Genomic DNA, 16,615 nt, shown 5'->3' with positions numbered 1-16,615 from the left:
GGGGCGCTCTCGCCCCTTGTCCATCAGCACTGGCGACGGTGTATCACCGGTGATACATTTCCTCCATGAAGACCGTGAGCGTTCGTGACCTGCGCAACCGCGGTGCAGAGGTCCTTCGACGGGTGGAGCATGGCGAGTCCCTCACCGTTACGCGTGACGGTGAGGCGGTGGCCAGTGTCGTCCCGTTGCCCCGCAAAGCACTTCGCGCCGAAGACCTGATCTCTCGCCGACGGGCCCTTCCACGGATGAGTTCTGCGGATCTCCGCGCTGATCTCGACGACCTCATGGATTCATCCCTGTGAATCGTCCTGCTGATCAAGGTGTCCTCGACACCTCCGCCGTCATCGACCTGGCTGCGCTGGACCCGAGTTCGCTTCCTGCCGAGCCCCTCATCACCGCGGTCACCCTGGCGGAGCTGTCTGTCGGGCCTCTCGTTGCTCGAACGGACAGAGATCGCACCGTCAGACAGGCTCATCTCCAGCAGGCCGAAGCTGACTTCGAGCCGATCCCCTTTGACGCTGCTGCCGCTCGATCCTTCGGCGCCGTGTCATCGTCCCTGCGTGCCCAGGGCCGGAAGACCACTGCCCGCGCCTACGACGCCATGATCGCCGCCACGGCCATGTCGCGTGGACTCCCGGTCTACACTGCGAATCCGGACGACTTCACGGGCATCGAGGGCCTGGACGTGCGAGTAGTCACCTACTCCCCCCTTGACAAGACATGACCTCCTACCTCACCCCCACCGCGCTCCTCACTGCCCGGACCTCACTCGCCGCCGCCCTGGACGGCTCCGGTCCGCCGGTCGAGTTCACCGAGGACGGGCGCACCGTCACCCGCCCGGAGGCCCGCGAGACCGCCGCTGGCAGCACACTTGGAGTGGCCGCCGTCGTGAGGACCTCCGGCTCCACCGGAACCCCTAAGCAGACCCTGCTGACAGCCGAAGCCCTGGCCGCCTCGTCCACCGCCACGGCTGCGCGGCTGGGCGGCGAGGGCCACTGGCTGCTCGCGCTGAGCCTGCACTATGTGGCCGGGCTCGCCGTGCTCTCACGCTCCATCCACGCCGGCACCACCCCCACGCTCCTGCCGCCCGGCACCTTCACCCCAGAGCGGTTCGCCGAGGCCGCCCAGCAGGTGCCTGGCACCGGTTTCCAGGCCGTCTCCCTGGTCCCCACCCAGCTCGCACGCCTACTCGATCCCGCCGCAGGGACCCTCGGAGTCGAGGCCCTGCGCCGGTTCGATGCCATCCTGATCGGCGGCGCCCGCACGCCGGACACCATCCGCGAGCGCGCGGCCGAGGCGAACCTGCCCCTGCACCTGACCTACGGGATGAGCGAGACCTGCGGCGGCTGCGTCTATGACGGCGTCCCCCTGGACGGCGTTCACGCGGACCTGGTGCCGGACCCGGAGTCCGGCACGCCTCGGCTGCGTCTGTCCGGACCCATGGTCGCCGCCGGGTACCTCGCCGACCCTGAGCGCACGGCCACGCACTTCGGGACCGGCACACCCGCTGATCCCACCGCCCGCTGGTACCTCACCGAGGACACCGGCACCGTCACGAACCGCGAGGACGGCACCCAGCTGCTCACCGTCACCGGCCGGGTGGACGACGTCATCAACACCGGGGGCATCAAGGTCTCCGGCGCCCGCATCCAGCAGGTGCTCGAGCAGATGCCCGGGGTGCGCGCGGCCTTCGCCGCAGGCCTTCCCGACGACGACTGGGGCCACCGCGTCTGCGCGGCGGTCGCGCTGGGCTCCGGTGAGTGGGACGAACGCGGTGCGGCTGAGGCCATTCGCGCCGAGCTCGGTCCGGCGGCCGTCCCGAAGACCTGGCTGACCCTGGAGGAGCTGCCCCTGCTGGCCAACGGCAAGACCGACCGCCAGGCGCTGATCGCCCGATTCGCCGACCAGCACTGACCGGCTTAGTACGACCGCGCAGGACACTCGGCTTTACATCAGCAATGCATGACGTAACGTGCTGTCCATCATGACTTCTTCGCCCCAGCCCTCCCCTGCACAGCCCGCCGCACCCGCCCAGGCCGGGGGTCGTCCCCCGCGCCCGCCGCGTCCGCAGGTGGTGCTGGAGGTGGTGGAGAGTCTCCGTCTGACCCCGCATCTGGTCCGGCTGACCCTGGGTGGACCCGGGTTCGCGCAGTACCAGGACAAGGACGCCACGGACAAGTACATCAAGCTGCTCTTCGCCGACCCCGCGCTCGGCCTGACGCCCCCGTATGACCTGGACGCGCTGCGCGAACGCCTCCCGATGGAGAAGATGCCGGTCCGCCGCACCTACACCGTCCGCTCGGTGGACCACCAGGCACAGACCCTGACCGTGGACTTCGTGGTGCACGGTGACGACGGGCTGGCCGGACCGTGGGCGGCCAACGCCCAGCCCGGGGACACCGTGGTCTTCTCCGGCCCCGGCGGCAACTACGCGCCGGACCCGGACGCAGACTGGCATCTGATCGCCGGGGACGAGTCCGCCGTGCCCGCCATCGCCGCGGCGCTCGAGGCCATGCCGGACGACGCCCAGGGCACCGCACTGATCGAGGTCCCCGGCCCCGAGGACGAGCTGGAGCTGACCGCCCCGGAGGGGATCGAGATCCGCTGGCTGCACCGCGGACAGATGTTCACCCCGGAGTCCACCGGACTGGCCCACGCCGTGATGGAGCTGGAGTGGCGCGAGGGCAGTGTGCAGGTCTTCGCCCACGGCGAGCGGGAGATGATCAAGGACCTGCGCCGGTACCTCAGCGATGTCCGCGGCGTGGACCGTCGGCAGATGTCCCTCTCGGCGTACTGGGCCTACGGCCGCGCCGAGGAGACGTTCCAGGCGGAGAAGCGCGAGCCGATCGGGATGATCTTCCCGGACCAGCAGCCTCCCGCAGCGGCGAAGGCCTGACGCCCGGCTCCGCTCCCCCTCTCCCCAGGACCACCACGGTTCTGTCCCGGCCCTGCCCATGGGCGACAATGGACTGTCCGGTCCCGCCGCCCAGGCGCCGGCACCCTTGTCCTGCATCGTCGTGACACCCCCTGAGGAAGGACTTCCTGCCCATGGCCACGCCCGCCCAGTGGATCGAAGGAGCCCGGCTCCGCACCCTGCCCCTGGCCATCGCGCCGGTGATCGTGGGTTCGGCGGCCGCCGCTGAACTCGGCGGGTTCCACCTGGGCCGGGCCCTGCTGGCGCTGGTGGTCTCCCTGGCCCTGCAGATCGGCGTGAACTACGCCAACGACTACTCGGACGGGATCCGCGGCACCGACGACGTCCGTGTCGGTCCCCTGCGCCTGACCGGATCCGGTGCCGCCCCCGCCGCCCACGTCAAGCGCGCGGCGTTCGCCTGCTTCGGGGTGGCCATCCTGGCTGGACTGGCACTGGTGGTGTGGCCGGGCACCTGGTGGCTGATCGTCGTCGGGATCCTGGCGGTGGCTGCCGCCTGGTTCTACACCGGCGGGAAGAAGCCCTACGGGTACCTGGGCCTGGGCGAGGTCTTCGTGTTCATCTTCTTCGGGCTGGTGGCCGTCCTCGGCACCACGTACACGCAGGCGCTCACCGTCAGCGGCGAGGCGTGGGCCGGGGCCATCGGCTGCGGGCTGATCTCCACCGCCCTGCTGATGGCCAACAACGTCCGGGACATCCCCACGGACCGTGAGGTCGGCAAGCACACCCTGGCCGTGCGCCTGGGCGACACCGCCGCGCGCTGGTCCTACCTGGTGATGGTGGCCGTGGCCGTCCTGCTGCCGCTGCTGTTCGTGGGCGAGCACCCGTGGCTGGCGCTGGTCCTGCTGGCCGGCGCGCTGGCCGTCAAGCCTGCGCTCACCATGCTGCGCTCCACCGAGCGGCGGGACCTGATCCCGGTGCTGAAGCTGACGGGGATCCTGGGGCTGGTGTACTCAGTGCTGTTCGCGGTGGGTCTGCTGGTCTGAGGCCCGGCCGTCGGCCTGACGGCCCTGAGCCGGGTCGAAGTACCGGCCATGCGTGTAGGCGTCCTCCACGTCCGCGTCGGCCTGCTCCTGACGGCCCCGCTGCCCCGGGCGCCCCTCCCAGGCGTTGGCCAGGTCCTGACCGGCGGCCAGGCGCAGGCGGTTGAAGAACAGGTACCCGGTGGCCAGCGCCACCAGCGCGGCGATCACCGTGGCGATCACCCACCCCGTCCCCAGGAGGATGCACGCAGCCCAGACCACGAAGAACACGGCCAGGCGGATGAGGGCGTACTTCAAGAGATTCACCCGGCAAGTCTACCGAGACTCCCTGACAGCTTTCCCGACGACGGACCCTCACCGCACAGTCTCGGCTCGACTCGGCCAGTGCCCGGCCGGGGAGGCGGGGTCCACTGGCTTCCCTGTGCGCTGAATCCGCGCACCGCTGACTGCGGGTAGGCCGCGGCTCCGTAGACTGGAGGGCATGCCCCGCTTCCTCATCCCCCTGGCCATCGTCGCCGCCGGCGTGATCATCTACTCCCTGGTGGAGTGCCTGATGACCCCCAAGCACCAGGTCCGTGCCATGCCCAAGGCCGCCTGGGTCCTGGTGGTGCTGCTGGTCCCGGTGGTCGGGGCACTGCTGTGGCTGTTCCTGGGGCGCGCCCACAAGGCCAAGTCTGCGGCCGCCGGACGCGGACCGGCCCCGCGCGTGTCCTCCCCGGATGACGACGAGGCCTTCCTGCGCCAGCTGGACGTCCAGCGCCGCCAGCAGGCCCGCCAGGCAGAGCTGGACCGCCGCGAGGCCGAGCTGAGGGCCCGCGAGCAGAGGTCCGCGCCGAAGGACCCGAACCTGCCCGAGGACCCGGATGCGCCGAGCTCCGGACCCGGGACCGGGACCACGCCCCCGCGCAGCTGACGGGTGACCTGGGGAGTTCTCCTCATCGACGTCTCCATGCCCTCCGGGCAGAGTGGACCCCGCCGGCGAGGCCTCCCTGTACGTCGAACCAGTTCCTCACAACTCTGGGGGCGGCCCCTGGGTCGAAGAGCCCCTTCGGATGAACCCGGCGTACGGTCCAGGCAAGCCGGAGACCGTGCCCGTGCCGAATCTGGAACGCTGAGCGCATGGGCACGAGTTCACGCACGATCAAGACACGATGGACCACATCAGCATTGCTCATGGTCACAGCATTGGCCCTGGGAGGGTGCAGGAACACATCAGAGGTGGACGCAGAGACCTTGTCGGCCCAGCAGGGTGAACGGGTGGAGCAGATCATGCCCGGTCTGGTCCGAGCGGCTGGCTGGGATGCAGTGGGGCAGCTCTCGGAAGTGACCTCCTCTGGATCGCCCGTTCCAGAGGAGGCATCCCGCAGCACCCGTTGGTCTGCAGTGGCGGGCCGGTCGAACGGTGATCAGCAGGAGGCCAACGGCATAGCTGCCGCGGTCCAGGGGCATGCCGAGGACACAGGATGGAGCACTCAACAGGTTTCCAGTGCCAACGATGGTCGCGTCTATCAGGCAGTCAAAGATGACATGGGCCTGAACCTGACCTACCGGACCACAGCTGGCCGCCCGCGGATCAGGCTTGAGGTCACCACCAGCTGCCTGGGCATGCCAGAGGGGCACACCATGACCCGCTCCGAATATGACCCCATGCACGGATCCAACGATCCGCTGTACCCCCACGACGACCGCTCCCAGTTCACCAACGGCCGGCCCAAGCCGTTCCCCGAGCCCAGCGGCACCGGTTCCGAGGGCAGCAGTCCCTAGTCCGGACGCCGTGCGCCCGGAACTGCTGACCCGGGAACGCGCGGGGGCGGGGGAACGGGTGCGGGCGGGGGTCCGACCACGGGCGGATTCCCCAGAACGGGCTTCGGCGATCGTCGACGAACGTGAGGCTGGGAATCGGGGGTCCGGCCGGAGCAGGACCGGTGATTCCCAGCCTCACGTTGTGGTGACGGTTGTGGCGACGCCCCCAGCCCCGCCCCTCAGATCACTCGGGGATGCCGGCGTAGGAGTGCAGGCCGGGGAACAGGGTGTTGACCACGGCGAAGTTGAAGATCACACACAGGTAGCCGATGATCGACAGCCAGGCGGCGCGGTCCCCGGTCCAGCCGCGGGTGGCGCGGGCGTGCAGGTAGCCGGCGTAGACCACCCAGATCACGAAGGACCAGACCTCCTTGGTGTCCCAGCCCCAGTACCGACCCCAGGCGGCCTCGGCCCAGATGGCGCCGGCGATCACGGTGAACGTCCACATCACGAACGAGATGGCGTTGATGCGGTAGGACCAGTTCTCCAGGCTCAGCGCGGAGGGCACCATGCGCAGGAACGCCGAGGAGCGGCCGGAGGCGGTGCCGGCCTTCACGGCGGCCTCGCGGCGGTGCTGCAGCAGCTGGAGCACGCTCATGGCGAAGGTCAGGGTGAACAGTGCGGAGGCCAGCACGGCGATGGACACGTGGATGATGATCCACGGCGACTGCAGGGCCGGCTGCAGGTGCGCCACCGGCGTGGGGAAGCCCATAGTCGCGGCGCACATCATGATGACCACCAGGCCGGTCACGAAGGTCCCCAGGAACCGCAGGTCCTTGCGCAGCAGGAACAGCAGGAACACCACCGAGACCAGCAGGGCGCCGGTGGTGCAGAACTCGTACATGTTGCCCCACGGGACACGGTGGGCGGCCACCCCGCGCGCGATCACCGCGAAGGCGTGCACGGCCGTGGCGATCACGGTCAGCGCCACGCCCACATTGGCCAGCGGCCGCTTCACGGACCCGGTGTAGTCCATGTCGTCGTCCACGAGCTCATCGTCCGCACGGGCGGTCAGCGCGGCGTCCTCAGCGGTGGCGGCAGCGGTCCCGGTGCGCGGTGCATCCACCCCGGAGGTCCCGACGCCGGCCCCCACCAGTTCCCGGTCTCGCGCACCGGAGCGCGCACTCGCCTGGGCTCCGGTGTGCTGGCGGGCCAGGTCGGCCTCCAGCGTGCGGATGGTCTTGGAGGAGGTGGAGACATCCAGCGTGAACAGGATGAACGCGGCGGCGTAGATGAACGCCGCGATCAGCATGAACAGGTCGCTGTAGCCGGCCAGTTCCAGGTTGATGCTCTGCATGGTCACTCCGGTCGATCTGTGGAATCAGAAGAGGTGCGGGCGGAAGGTGCGGTGGACGCGCGCGGCGAGGGGCCGTCGTCGGGAATCTGGTCCGGTGCCTGCACCGGCCACATCTTCTCCATCTGACGGCGCAGGGCCAGGTTCTCCTCGCGCAGGCCGAACTCCTCGCCGCGGGCGAGCAGTCCGTACTCCACCAGTGTGCGCCCGTCCGGCCCGGTGGCGCCACGAACCCATACCCGGCGGCGGCGCACGAACAGGCTCACGCCCAGGCCGAGCATGGAGGTGATGGCGAAGAAGCCGACGGCCCATTTGGTGGGGTCGTGGTGGATGTCCAGGCCGACGTAGCGCTTGACGCCGTCGAAGGAGATGGACCCCTTCCCCTCGGGCAGCTCGTAGGACTCCCCGGGCGTCAGGGTGATGCCGCCGGCGTCCAGGGTGCGCGAGTTCAGCTCGGTGAGGCTCTCAGTGTCCAGGACGTAGACGTTCTGCGGGGTGCCCTCGTCCAGCCCGAGGTCGCCGTAGTACGAGTTCAGGTTCAGCTCGGGGTTGTAGAGCTCGGGGTCGATCGAGACGGCCACCCCGTCCTCCCCGGTGTACGCGGTGGGCACGAAGAAGCCGACGAAGCCCAGCTGGTCCGGCTGCGCGTCCGGGGCCTTGATGACCATCAGGGAGGTGTACACCTGGTCCTGCACGCGTCCGATCACCGGACCCTGGAAGGCGATGTCCCCGTTGCCGTCCCGCACGGTCACCTCCGGGGCGTAGCCGTTGCCGACCAGGTAGACCCGGGCCCCGTTGATGTCCAGGGGGTGGTTGACCTTCAGCTCGGTGGACTCCACGGGCTCGCCCGGACCGCGCCGCACATCCAGGGTGGCGGTGAAGTCCAGGGGCTGGCCGTAGTGGGTCTCGGACTCACGGTCGAAGACGGCCTCGAAGCCGGTCAGCGTCATGGAGAACGGGGTCAACCGGTCCTCGCTGAAGGCGCTGCCGGGGGTGAAGGCGTCATAGGCGACCAGGGTGTTGGCGAAGCCCTCGCCCTCCACCAGGATCTTCTGGCCGCGGTAGGTCAGGAAGGACCCGGCGGCCATGAACGCCAGCACGCCCACCAGAGAGAGGTGGAAGACGATGTTGCCGATCTCGCGCAGGTAGCCGCGCTCGGCGCCCACGGAGGCACCGCCGTCGGCCTCCTGCCGGACCTCGGTGCGGTACCCGCGCTTCTTCAGCCAGCGGGCGGCCTGCTCCACCGCCTCTGCGGGGGCGGGCCCGTCCGACTCCAGTGCCACCTGGCCGCTCTCCGGGAGCCGGGACAGGCGGCGCGGGGTGCGTGGCGGAGCTGAGCGCAACACCTTGGCGTGCTGGATGGCGCGGGGCAGCACACAGCCGATCAGCGAGATGAACAGCAACAGGTAGATGGCCGAGAACCAGACCGAGGAGTAGACGTCGAACAGTTGCAGGCTGTCCAGGATGGGGCCCAGCGTGGGATTGTCCCGGAGATAGTCCTCCACGATCTGCGGGCCGGCCGGGCGCTGCGGGAACAGGGATCCGGGCACGGCGGCCACGGCAAGCAGCAGCAGAAGCATCAGGGCGGTGCGCATGCTGGTCAGCTGAGTCCAGGCGAAGCGCAGCATGCCCCAGAAGCCCAGATCCGGCTGGGCCACGTCCTGACGCGCGCGGTTCTTGGCTGGCGTCGAGGCGGGAGTCGGCGGAGTCGTCGGCTGCTTCACGGGCTCCTCAGGAGTCTCGGTGTGGCTCAAATCGGCAGCCTCACTTCATTGGCGAACCAGGTCTGCAGCTCGATCACCCAGGTGTTCCACACGCCGGTGACCATCAGCAGGCCCAGCACGATCAGCAGTCCCCCGCCGAAGCGCATGATGGCCAGCCGGTGCTTGCGGAAGAACGCCAGGGCACCCATGCCGCGGCGGATCCCCAGGGCGATCAGCAGGAACGGGATGCCCAGTCCCAGGCAGTAGACGAAGGCCAGCAGCGCACCCTTGACCGGGGACTGCGAGCCGGCGGTGGACATGGCCAGCACGGCGGCCATGGTGGGGCCGATGCACGGCGCCCAGCCCAGGCCGAAGGTCATGCCCAGCACGGGTGCGCCCCACAGTCCGGCAGGAGCGCGGGAGTGGATGCGCCGCTCGCGCTGGAAGGCGTCCAGTCCGCCCATGAACACCACACCCAGCACCATCACGACGACGCCCAGCAGCCGAGTGAGCCACTCACCATCGCGTTGGAGCCAGATGGTGACCTGAGAGAAGACGATGCCGATCAGCACGAAGACCACGGCGAAGCCGAGGATGAACAGGGCCACGCCGGCCAGCATGCGGCCACGCTTCTGGTCCTGCAGATCGGCTCCGGTCAGGCCGGTCACGTAGCCCAGGTACCCGGGCACCAGGGGCAGGACACAGGGCGAGAGGAAGGAGACGAGCCCCGCCAGGGCGGCAATGGGCACGGCCAACAGCAGAGAGCCGTCGGTGACGGCCTCGGCGAAGGGGTTGTTGGCGGCGCTCAGCAGCAGGGGCATGGAGGGCTCAGGCCTGCTCGTCCAGCACCGTGGTGATCAGGCTGCGCAGGGTGCCTCGCTCGGCGATGCCCAGGATGCGCGCGGAGACCCGGCCCTGACGGTCCAGCACGATCGTGGTGGGCACGGCCTGAGGCGGCACGTAGTCCGTCATGGACAGCAGCACCTGGCCGTTGAGGTCCTCCACCGAGGGGTAGGTGATGCCGAAGTTGCGCTCGAAGGCCTCTGCGGTGGCCACGGTGTCCCGGACGTTCACGCCCAGGAACTGGACGCCGTCGGACTCGAACTCCTCGTGCAGTGCCTGCAGATCCGGTGCCTCCACGCGGCACGGGGCGCAGGCGGCGTACCAGAAGTTCATCACCACGGGCTCGCCCTGCATCTGCTCGGCCGTGATCTCCTCCCCGGAGAACAGCGTGGAGCTGAACTGCACCGACTCACCGCGCTCGCCCTGGGCGATCTCCAGCACCGAGCCGTCCCCGGCGATGTAGTTCTTGCCGTCGGCGTTGCCGGCCTGCTGCGCCAACGGGTCATCCGAGCTGCACGCGACCAGGAGCGGCAGGGCGGCGACGCCGGCCAGTCCGGCCAGGACATGGCGGCGGGACGGGGTGGGAGCAGACATGCAGGGAGACACTTCCGACGAGGACAGGGCTTCGATGGATTCTACAGTCCGTAGAAGAACGAGGCGGAACGGATCAGCGCTCAGGCTCCGGGCAGGTTCAGGGCGTCCTTGAGCAGGGCCTTGTTCGGCTCCTGATACTCGATGCGAGGGCGGTCCTGACCCCGCTCGAAATGCAGCGAGGTCACCGAGGTCAGGCTGCACTGACGCTGGCGGGGATCGTGCCAGAGCGGACGGTCCTCGGCAGAGAGCCGGGTGACCCAGATCGGCAGCTGGTGCGAGACCACGATGGCCTCTGAACCGGGGCCTCCTGCGGCGAGGGCACGGTCCCGCAGATCATGCACGGCGGCGGCCATGCGCTTGACCTGGTCCTGGTACGGCTCACCCCAGGAGGGCCGGAAGGGGTTGACCATGAACGGCCAGTGCTTGGGGTTCTTCAGCTCGGCCTTGACGTCCGAGAGGCCTTCGAAGTGGTTCTCGGCCTCCAGGACGCGGGCGTCGGTGTCGATGGTCAGTCCCAACGCGCGGCTGATGGGCTCTGCGGTCTCCTGCGCACGCTGCAGCGGGGAAGCGGAAAGGACCACCGGTGTCCGTCCCGCCGCGCGGGCTCGCCCGGCGAACCAGTCCGCCAGGTCCTCGGCCATCCGCTGCCCCAGCTCAGAGAGCCCGAAGCCGTTGAGGCGGCCGTAGAGCACTCGATCCGGATTGTGCACCTCTCCGTGGCGGACGAGGTGGACGGTGGCAGTGGTGGAGGAAGTGGTCATTCCTCCAGTCTGGCAGAACTGAGCTCACCGCCAGGACGGCCCGGGACCGCTAGCGTTGAGCTCGAGCATCAGACATCAGATGACTGACGAACATCCCAGGAGGGCACCATGACCGATCAGCCCCGCGACCCCCAGCGGCCCTACGGCCAGAATCCGTATGGCGAGCAGGACCCGAACACGGGGTCCGACCAGCCCGCTCAGCCGCGCTACGGCCAGTACGCCCCGAACCGCGATCCGTCTGCTCCCTCAGGACAGCCGCAGGGCCAGCCTCAGTACGGGCAGTACGCTCCCCCGCAGTACGGCCAGCCGGGCCAGCCCAGCCAGCAGGCGCCGAGCCCCTACGGAGCGCCTCCACAGCAGGGTTACGGACAGCCCTATGGGCAGCAGCCGCAGCAGGGGTATGGACAGCCCTACGGTCAGCCACACCCGCAGTACGGCCAGCCCGGCTACGGGCAGCAGTTCGGCGGCTTCCAGCCCGGTGCCCCCGCCGGACCGGTCCAGCGGCCGCAGACCATCGACCGCTCCTACTGGCTGATCCTGGCCGCCGGTGCGATCTTCGGGATCATCAACCTGATCTCGGCCTTCCTGCCGAACCTGGGCATGTCCCAGCAGCAGATGGACCTGCTGGAGCAGCAGTTCTCCGATGCCGGCATGCCGATCAGCGTCCAGGAGCTGTTGCCCCTGGTGCAGACCACCACGATCGTGATGACGTTGATCCTGGTGGGCGTCTACGTCCTGATCGCCCGGGGCATCCGCAACGGCTCGAACGTGGCCCGGATCTTCGGGACCATCTTCGCGGCGATCTCCGTGTTCTCGATCTTCGGACTCGGGTTCCTCTACGTGGTCCCGGGGATCGTGGGCATCGTCTTCGCCTACCTGCGCCCGTCCAGCGAATACATGCGCGCCCGGGCCTGGGAGAAGGCCAGCGGCATCCGACGCTGACACCACCCTCCAGCACCGAGCACATCCACGGCCGGCTGACCCGCGATCTGGGTCAGCCAGCCGTTCCGTTGCGGAAGGCCAGCAGCTGCAGCTCGGCGGAGAGGTCCACGGCCCGGACCGAGACGCCGGGCGGCACGCTGACCTCCACGGCGGCGAAGTTCAGGATCCCCTGGACCCCGGCCCGCACGAGCAGGTCGGCCACCTTCTGGGCGGCGGCGGCCGGAACCGCCAGGATGGCCAGCCGCGCACCGCTGTCCTCCACCACGGTGGTCAGATCGTCCAAGGGCTGCACGCTCAGCGGACCGCACGCGGTCCCGGCCAGCGCGGGGTCGGCGTCCACCACAGCGCAGATCCGCAGTCCGCGTTCGGCGAAGCCGGTGTACCCGGCCAGCGCCGTCCCCAGGTGGCCGGCACCCACCAGCACCACGGACTGGTCCTGGTTCAGTCCCAGCGCCTGGCTGATCGCCTGCCGCAGCACCTCCACCGGGTAGCCCACCCCACGCTGTCCGAGGTGGCCCAGCCCGGACAGGTCACGGCGCAGCACATCAGCACTGACCCCAGAGGAGTCGGCCAGCTGGGCCGAAGAGACGCGCGATGCACCGGCGGCGGCGAGCTGGGAGAGCACCCGCAGATAGACCGGCATCCGCGCCACGGCGGCCTGGGGCAGTGGGGTCACGGGCGGGATCCGGTCAACAGCCGTTCCAGCCGGTCCGGGTCGATCCGCCAGAAGTCCCGCTGCACTCCGTCCACGAACAGCACCGGGACCTCCTCGGCATGCCGCTCCAGCAGCTGCGGCTCATCCGCCCCGTCCACCACCCGCCAGGGCACTCCCACCCGGGTGCAGACCTGCTCCACCACGGCCACCGCGTCCTCGCACAGGTGGCACCCCTCCTTGACCAGGACCGCCACATCCGGCCAGGTGGCCCGGCCTGTGGAAGGTGCGGGGCCGTCGTCGGGAATCTGTGTGCTCGCCATGCTCACCACTGTAGAGCTCCCCAGGAACACGAAAGCCGCCCCCACAGCGTGGGAGCGGCCTGTGCTGTCACCGACGGTCCGTGGACCGCCGGGCGCGCATCACTTCTTGTTGCGGCGCTGGTGACGGGTCTTGCGAAGCAGCTTGCGGTGCTTCTTCTTGGCCATGCGCTTGCGGCGCTTCTTGATCACTGATCCCATAGGGACACCTCAATCGATTGCTCGGCGGAGGCCACGGCGATGCGTGCCTCCTGTGTCTAACGTGAGAACGTCGCCCTCCAGACTACCTGGCGGCAGGCAGTGCGTGCGAACCGGCGGCGGTGCCGGGGCCCAGGACGGGCACGCGCATCAGTCGAACCAGGGGTCCAGGCCGTGGTACGGGAAGATCTCCTTGCGGGTGGCCATGATGGTCTGGTCCACCGCGTCCGAGGGGTCGTAGCCGACCTCCCAGGAACGCCACCACACATCCGCACTGTCCCCCATGGTGGTGGGCATCTCGTCCAGCTCGAGTCCGCCCCGTGTGGCCGCCTGCTCCCGCCAGGTCGCCGGAAGGGCGGTGCCCGAGGGAATGGGGTGGCCGGCAGCCGCGCCGATCAGGTGGGTCCAGGTGCGCGGAACCACGGTGAACGGGCTGTAGCCGCCACCGCCCGTGGCCAGCCACCGGTCCTGAGCGAAGTCCCGGGCCCAGTCGGCCGCATCCAGGACCAGCTGACGCTGGCCGTCCACGGACATCATCAGGTTGGTCAGGGGGTCGTCCCGGTGGCCGTCGCAGCCGTGCTGGGTGACCAGGGCCTGGGGGTCGAAGGCCTGCAGCAGCTGGGGCACCACGGCGTGGACCGAGCGCAGGAACCCGGAGTCCCCGGTGCCCGGCGGCAGTGCCACGTTCACGGCAGTGCCCAGGGCGTCCTGTCCGCCGGCGTTGTTGGCGAACCCGGTGCCGGGGAACAGCGAGATGCCTGTCTCGTGGACCGAGATGGTCAGCACGCGGGGATCGTCCCAGAAGATCGATTCCACGCCGTCCCCGTGGTGGGCGTCCAGGTCCACGTAGGCCACCCGCTCGGCGCCCAGGTCCAGCAGACGCTGGATGGCCAGGGCGCAGTCGTTGTAGATGCAGAACCCGCTGGCCGAGTCCCGGTGGGCGTGGTGCATGCCGCCGGCGAAGTTCACGGCGTGCTGGACCTCTCCGGACCAGATCATCTCGGCGGCCCGCATGGACCCTCCGGCGATCCGCGCGGCGGCGGCGTGCAGCCCTTCGAACACGGGGTTGTCCTCGGTGCCCAGCCCCAGGTCCTGACGGTCGGTGCCGTCCCCGCAGCTGCAGGAGCGCACGGCCTGGATGAACTCGGGGCTGTGGACGAGCTGGAGCTGCTCGTCGGTGGCCTCGGGGGGCGTGACCAGCTGGATGTTCTGGGCCTCGAAGACATCCAGCTGCTCGGCCAGGGCGTGGGTCAGCTCCAGGCGCACCGGGGCCATGGGGTGGGCCTCGCTGAACTTGTAGCTCAGCAGGACCTCATCCCACATCACCGCGGTGGGGACCTGGTCGTCTCGTGTGCTGCTCATCACCTACAGCCTATTCCCCCCGGTCACGTGGGGCACAGCGTGACTCGGCCTCGTCTCGACTCAGACGGGATTCGCACTGGTCTGTGTCCTGCCGGTGGCGGTGAACGCTTCCCGGGTGCAGGATGATGCAGGATGAACCCATCCCCCGGCTCCCGCAGCCGGTTCGCCCCGCCCTGAGAGGTCCCATGCCCCGGCAGTCCAGCTCACCCGGTCCGCGCCGCGGCCCGGCCGCAGGCCTGTTCGGCAGGGGACGCACGCGCCGGCCCGGCTCGCTGCGCAGCGCACGCAGGATCCCGACGCCGGCCGGAGACCCGATGACCTGGAGGTCACCGAACGCTCGGGCCAGGATCCACGGGCACGACGGCCCCAGCGGCATCCGGGGGACCTACCGCCGGGTGACCGCGGCGATTTCGCGGTTCGCCGGCGCCTCCCCCTCCCGCACGGCGCTGCTGGTGTTCATGCTGGTGGTCGCCTTCTTCACCGCCCTGCTCTCCCTGCCGGTGATGTCCCGTTCCGGTGAGGTCACCCCGCTGCACGACTCCCTGTTCGTGGCGACGTCCGCAGTGTCGGTGACCGGGTTGACCCCGGTGAACACCGCCGAGCACTGGAGCTTCCTGGGCCAGCTGGTGATCCTGCTGGCCATCCAGCTGGGCGGCCTGGGCATCCTGTCCATGGCGGCCCTGCTGACCCTGGCGGTCTCACGCCGGCTGGGGGTGCGCTCCAAGCTGGTCACCCAGGAGGGCATGACCACCGGGCAGCTGGGCGAGGTGGGCACGCTGCTGCGCGTGGTGCTGGCCACCACGTTCACCCTGGAGGGCATCCTCGCCCTGGTGCTGGTCCCCCGGTTCATCGAACACACCGACGGCTTCTGGGAGGGCGTCTGGAACGGGGTGTTCTACTCGATCTCCGCGTTCAACAACGCCGGGTTCACCATCCACCCGGACGGGCTGCTGCCCTACATCCACGACCCGTTCATCGTCTGGGCGCTGATGATCGGCGTGTTCGTGGGTGCCCTGGGCTTCCCCGTGGTGATGGTGCTGCACAAGTACCGGTGGAACTACCACCGGTGGAACCTGCACACCAAGCTCACGGTGGAGATGACCCTGGCCCTGCTGGTCATCGGCGCCCTGCTGGTGGCGGTGTTCGAATGGTCCAATCCGCGCACCCTAGGCCAGTTCGAGCTGGGCGAGCGCATCCAGTTCTCCCTGTTCGCCTCGGTGATGACCCGCTCCGGCGGCTTCGACGTCTACACGATCAACCACCAGTTCCCGGAGACGCTGCTGCTGATGGACGCCCTGATGTTCGTGGGCGGCGGCTCGGCCTCCACTGCGGGCGGGATCAAGGTCACCACCCTGGCGGTGATGTTCCTGGCGATCGTGGCCGAGGCCCGGGGTGACAAGGACGTGACCGCGCACGGTCGGACCATCGCCCCGGAGGCCATGCGCGTGGCCATCTCCGTGCTGGCCCTGGCCGCCACCTTGGTGCTGGTGGCCACCATGGCCCTGGTCGCCATCAGCGGCGAGTCCCTGCAGCGCCCACTGTTCGAGGCGATCTCGGCTTTCGGCACCTCCGGACTGTCCACGGGACTCTCCAGTGAGCTGCCGCCGTCGGGAAAGTATGTCCTGGCCGCGCTGATGTTCGCCGGGCGCGTTGGTACGATCACCTTCGCGTCCGCCCTGGCGCTGCGTCAGCGCCGCAACCTGTACCGGTACCCCGAGGAGAGGCCGATCATTGGCTGAGAACCGTCCGGACCCCCATGCCCCCGTCCTGGTGATCGGCCTGGGCCGCTTCGGCTCGGCTGTGGCCGAGCAGCTGGTCGACCAGGGCCGTGAGGTGATGGCGATCGAGCGCGATCCTGCCCTGGTGCAGCGCTTCGCCGGGACCCTGACGCACGTGGTGGAGGCCGATGCCACCAATGTGGAGGCGCTACGCCAGCTGGGCGCGCAGGAGTTCTCCACTGCGGTGGTGGGCGTGGGCACCTCGATCGAGTCATCGGTGCTGATCACCGTGAACCTGGTTGACCTGGGGATCGGGCACATCTGGGTCAAGGCGATCACCCCCGCGCACGGCAAGATCCTGCGGCGGATCGGGGCCAACCACATCATCTTCCCCGAGCACGATGCCGGTGTGCGCGCGGCCCACCTGGTGGGCGGGCGGATGCTGGACTTCATCGAGTTCGACGACGACTTCGCGATCGTGAAGATGTACCCGCCCACCGAGACCGTGGG

The 16,615-nt window shown here is 69.4% G+C and carries 20 protein-coding genes; 10 read left to right on the top strand and 10 right to left on the bottom strand.

Annotated elements, in window-relative coordinates:
- Nucleotides 1-65: 65 nt before the first annotated feature.
- From BM355_RS00100 to BM355_RS00080, 5 genes are all read left to right on the top strand, one after another.
- Nucleotides 66-302, top strand: a complete 237-nt coding sequence (locus tag BM355_RS00100) for a type II toxin-antitoxin system Phd/YefM family antitoxin (protein ID WP_091692631.1) — start codon at nucleotides 66-68, stop codon at nucleotides 300-302.
- Nucleotides 299-724: a type II toxin-antitoxin system VapC family toxin gene (locus BM355_RS00095; RefSeq protein WP_091692629.1), complete on the top strand. Its 426-nt coding sequence runs from the start codon at nucleotides 299-301 to the stop codon at nucleotides 722-724. Before BM355_RS00100 ends, BM355_RS00095 begins: the two co-directional genes overlap by 4 nt.
- Nucleotides 721-1,914, top strand: a complete 1,194-nt coding sequence (locus BM355_RS00090) for an AMP-binding protein (protein ID WP_091692627.1) — start codon at nucleotides 721-723, stop codon at nucleotides 1,912-1,914. The genes BM355_RS00095 and BM355_RS00090 overlap by 4 nt, the downstream gene beginning before the upstream one ends.
- Nucleotides 1,915-1,984: 70 nt before the next feature.
- A complete protein-coding gene (locus tag BM355_RS00085; protein ID WP_091693726.1) occupies nucleotides 1,985-2,896 on the top strand; it encodes a siderophore-interacting protein in 912 nt (303 codons plus the stop codon).
- Between the two features lie 152 nt (nucleotides 2,897-3,048).
- Nucleotides 3,049-3,918: a 1,4-dihydroxy-2-naphthoate polyprenyltransferase gene (locus BM355_RS00080; protein WP_091692625.1), complete on the top strand. Its 870-nt coding sequence runs from the start codon at nucleotides 3,049-3,051 to the stop codon at nucleotides 3,916-3,918.
- Here BM355_RS00080 and BM355_RS00075 read toward each other — a convergent pair.
- Complete coding sequence (locus tag BM355_RS00075; RefSeq protein ID WP_091692622.1) at nucleotides 3,886-4,221, bottom strand: DUF4229 domain-containing protein; 336 nt, start codon at nucleotides 4,219-4,221, stop codon at nucleotides 3,886-3,888. The two genes, BM355_RS00080 and BM355_RS00075, sit on opposite strands and share 33 nt — an antisense overlap.
- A 175-nt stretch (nucleotides 4,222-4,396) precedes the next feature.
- On the opposite strand from BM355_RS00075, the gene BM355_RS00070 reads away from it, so the two are divergent.
- Together BM355_RS00070 and BM355_RS00065 are read left to right on the top strand one after the other, a co-directional pair.
- The gene (locus BM355_RS00070; RefSeq protein ID WP_091692619.1) at nucleotides 4,397-4,828 is read left to right on the top strand and encodes a PLDc N-terminal domain-containing protein; all 432 of its coding nucleotides are present in this window, start codon (nucleotides 4,397-4,399) and stop codon (nucleotides 4,826-4,828) included.
- 305 nt (nucleotides 4,829-5,133) lie between these two features.
- A complete protein-coding gene (locus tag BM355_RS00065) occupies nucleotides 5,134-5,679 on the top strand; it encodes a hypothetical protein (RefSeq protein WP_091692617.1) in 546 nt (181 codons plus the stop codon).
- A gap of 223 nt (nucleotides 5,680-5,902) precedes the next feature.
- Here the strand turns inward: BM355_RS00065 and ccsB are convergent, their stop codons facing one another.
- The 5 genes from ccsB to BM355_RS00040 all read right to left on the bottom strand — a co-directional run bounded on the left by ccsB (nucleotide 5,903) and on the right by BM355_RS00040 (nucleotide 10,913).
- Complete coding sequence (gene ccsB, locus BM355_RS00060; RefSeq protein ID WP_091692615.1) at nucleotides 5,903-7,015, bottom strand: c-type cytochrome biogenesis protein CcsB; 1,113 nt, start codon at nucleotides 7,013-7,015, stop codon at nucleotides 5,903-5,905.
- A 2-nt stretch (nucleotides 7,016-7,017) separates the two neighbouring features.
- Nucleotides 7,018-8,640, bottom strand: a complete 1,623-nt coding sequence (gene resB, locus BM355_RS00055; RefSeq protein WP_091693723.1) for a cytochrome c biogenesis protein ResB — start codon at nucleotides 8,638-8,640, stop codon at nucleotides 7,018-7,020.
- 122 nt (nucleotides 8,641-8,762) lie between these two features.
- A complete protein-coding gene (locus BM355_RS00050; protein WP_091692613.1) occupies nucleotides 8,763-9,536 on the bottom strand; it encodes a cytochrome c biogenesis CcdA family protein in 774 nt (257 codons plus the stop codon).
- Nucleotides 9,537-9,543: 7 nt separating this feature from the next.
- Nucleotides 9,544-10,152 (bottom strand): TlpA family protein disulfide reductase, encoded by a 609-nt coding sequence (locus tag BM355_RS00045; protein ID WP_091692611.1) that lies wholly within the window; start codon nucleotides 10,150-10,152, stop codon nucleotides 9,544-9,546.
- Between the two features lie 80 nt (nucleotides 10,153-10,232).
- On the bottom strand, nucleotides 10,233-10,913 hold the full coding sequence (locus tag BM355_RS00040) for a histidine phosphatase family protein (protein WP_091692609.1): 681 nt from the start codon (nucleotides 10,911-10,913) through the stop codon (nucleotides 10,233-10,235).
- A 108-nt stretch (nucleotides 10,914-11,021) separates the two neighbouring features.
- On the opposite strand from BM355_RS00040, the gene BM355_RS00035 reads away from it, so the two are divergent.
- Complete coding sequence (locus tag BM355_RS00035) at nucleotides 11,022-11,855, top strand: DUF6264 family protein (RefSeq protein ID WP_091692606.1); 834 nt, start codon at nucleotides 11,022-11,024, stop codon at nucleotides 11,853-11,855.
- Nucleotides 11,856-11,907: 52 nt separating this feature from the next.
- On the opposite strand, the gene BM355_RS00030 is transcribed toward BM355_RS00035, so the two are convergent.
- The 4 genes from BM355_RS00030 to BM355_RS00015 form a co-directional block, all read right to left on the bottom strand.
- Entirely contained in the window at nucleotides 11,908-12,531 is a 624-nt protein-coding gene (locus BM355_RS00030; protein ID WP_245760489.1) for a redox-sensing transcriptional repressor Rex, read from the bottom strand.
- The gene (locus tag BM355_RS00025) at nucleotides 12,528-12,830 is read right to left on the bottom strand and encodes a glutaredoxin family protein (RefSeq protein ID WP_091692603.1); all 303 of its coding nucleotides are present in this window, start codon (nucleotides 12,828-12,830) and stop codon (nucleotides 12,528-12,530) included. Before BM355_RS00025 ends, BM355_RS00030 begins: the two co-directional genes overlap by 4 nt.
- A gap of 99 nt (nucleotides 12,831-12,929) precedes the next feature.
- Nucleotides 12,930-13,028 (bottom strand): 30S ribosomal protein bS22, encoded by a 99-nt coding sequence (locus BM355_RS00020; RefSeq protein WP_003792170.1) that lies wholly within the window; start codon nucleotides 13,026-13,028, stop codon nucleotides 12,930-12,932.
- Between the two features lie 147 nt (nucleotides 13,029-13,175).
- A complete protein-coding gene (locus BM355_RS00015; RefSeq protein WP_091692600.1) occupies nucleotides 13,176-14,387 on the bottom strand; it encodes an acetoin utilization protein AcuC in 1,212 nt (403 codons plus the stop codon).
- A 185-nt stretch (nucleotides 14,388-14,572) separates the two neighbouring features.
- Between BM355_RS00015 and BM355_RS00010 the strand changes: the two genes are divergently transcribed.
- Nucleotides 14,573-16,126 carry a TrkH family potassium uptake protein gene (locus tag BM355_RS00010; RefSeq protein WP_245760488.1) on the top strand — a complete coding sequence of 518 codons (1,554 nt, stop codon included), beginning with the start codon at nucleotides 14,573-14,575 and terminating at the stop codon, nucleotides 16,124-16,126.
- A partial coding sequence (locus BM355_RS00005) for a potassium channel family protein (RefSeq protein ID WP_091692595.1) occupies nucleotides 16,119-16,615 on the top strand: 497 nt, incomplete at its 3' end. The genes BM355_RS00010 and BM355_RS00005, both read left to right, overlap by 8 nt.

Source organism: Micrococcus terreus, from assembly GCF_900116905.1.
Taxonomy (GTDB): Bacteria; Actinomycetota; Actinomycetes; order Actinomycetales; family Micrococcaceae; genus Citricoccus; species Citricoccus terreus.
Note: the sequence above shows the minus strand (reverse complement) of the source record. Positions and strands in the feature narration are given on the sequence as shown.

What these genes read in the sequence shown, in the direction of transcription:
- BM355_RS00080 (WP_091692625.1), top strand. Translation starts at nt 3,049, where the DNA reads ATGGCCACGCCCGCCCAGTGGATCGAAGGAGCCCGGCTCCGCACCCTG.
- BM355_RS00010 (WP_245760488.1), top strand. Translation starts at nt 14,573, where the DNA reads ATGCCCCGGCAGTCCAGCTCACCCGGTCCGCGCCGCGGCCCGGCCGCA.
- BM355_RS00070 (WP_091692619.1), top strand. Translation starts at nt 4,397, where the DNA reads ATGCCCCGCTTCCTCATCCCCCTGGCCATCGTCGCCGCCGGCGTGATC.
- BM355_RS00100 (WP_091692631.1), top strand. Translation starts at nt 66, where the DNA reads ATGAAGACCGTGAGCGTTCGTGACCTGCGCAACCGCGGTGCAGAGGTC.
- BM355_RS00015 (WP_091692600.1), bottom strand. Translation starts at nt 14,387, where the DNA reads ATGAGCAGCACACGAGACGACCAGGTCCCCACCGCGGTGATGTGGGAT.
- BM355_RS00090 (WP_091692627.1), top strand. Translation starts at nt 721, where the DNA reads ATGACCTCCTACCTCACCCCCACCGCGCTCCTCACTGCCCGGACCTCA.
- BM355_RS00020 (WP_003792170.1), bottom strand. Translation starts at nt 13,028, where the DNA reads ATGGGATCAGTGATCAAGAAGCGCCGCAAGCGCATGGCCAAGAAGAAG.
- BM355_RS00085 (WP_091693726.1), top strand. Translation starts at nt 1,985, where the DNA reads ATGACTTCTTCGCCCCAGCCCTCCCCTGCACAGCCCGCCGCACCCGCC.
- ccsB (WP_091692615.1), bottom strand. Translation starts at nt 7,015, where the DNA reads ATGCAGAGCATCAACCTGGAACTGGCCGGCTACAGCGACCTGTTCATG.
- BM355_RS00050 (WP_091692613.1), bottom strand. Translation starts at nt 9,536, where the DNA reads ATGCCCCTGCTGCTGAGCGCCGCCAACAACCCCTTCGCCGAGGCCGTC.
- BM355_RS00045 (WP_091692611.1), bottom strand. Translation starts at nt 10,152, where the DNA reads ATGTCTGCTCCCACCCCGTCCCGCCGCCATGTCCTGGCCGGACTGGCC.
- BM355_RS00025 (WP_091692603.1), bottom strand. Translation starts at nt 12,830, where the DNA reads ATGGCGAGCACACAGATTCCCGACGACGGCCCCGCACCTTCCACAGGC.
- BM355_RS00040 (WP_091692609.1), bottom strand. Translation starts at nt 10,913, where the DNA reads ATGACCACTTCCTCCACCACTGCCACCGTCCACCTCGTCCGCCACGGA.
- resB (WP_091693723.1), bottom strand. Translation starts at nt 8,640, where the DNA reads ATGCTGCGCTTCGCCTGGACTCAGCTGACCAGCATGCGCACCGCCCTG.
- BM355_RS00035 (WP_091692606.1), top strand. Translation starts at nt 11,022, where the DNA reads ATGACCGATCAGCCCCGCGACCCCCAGCGGCCCTACGGCCAGAATCCG.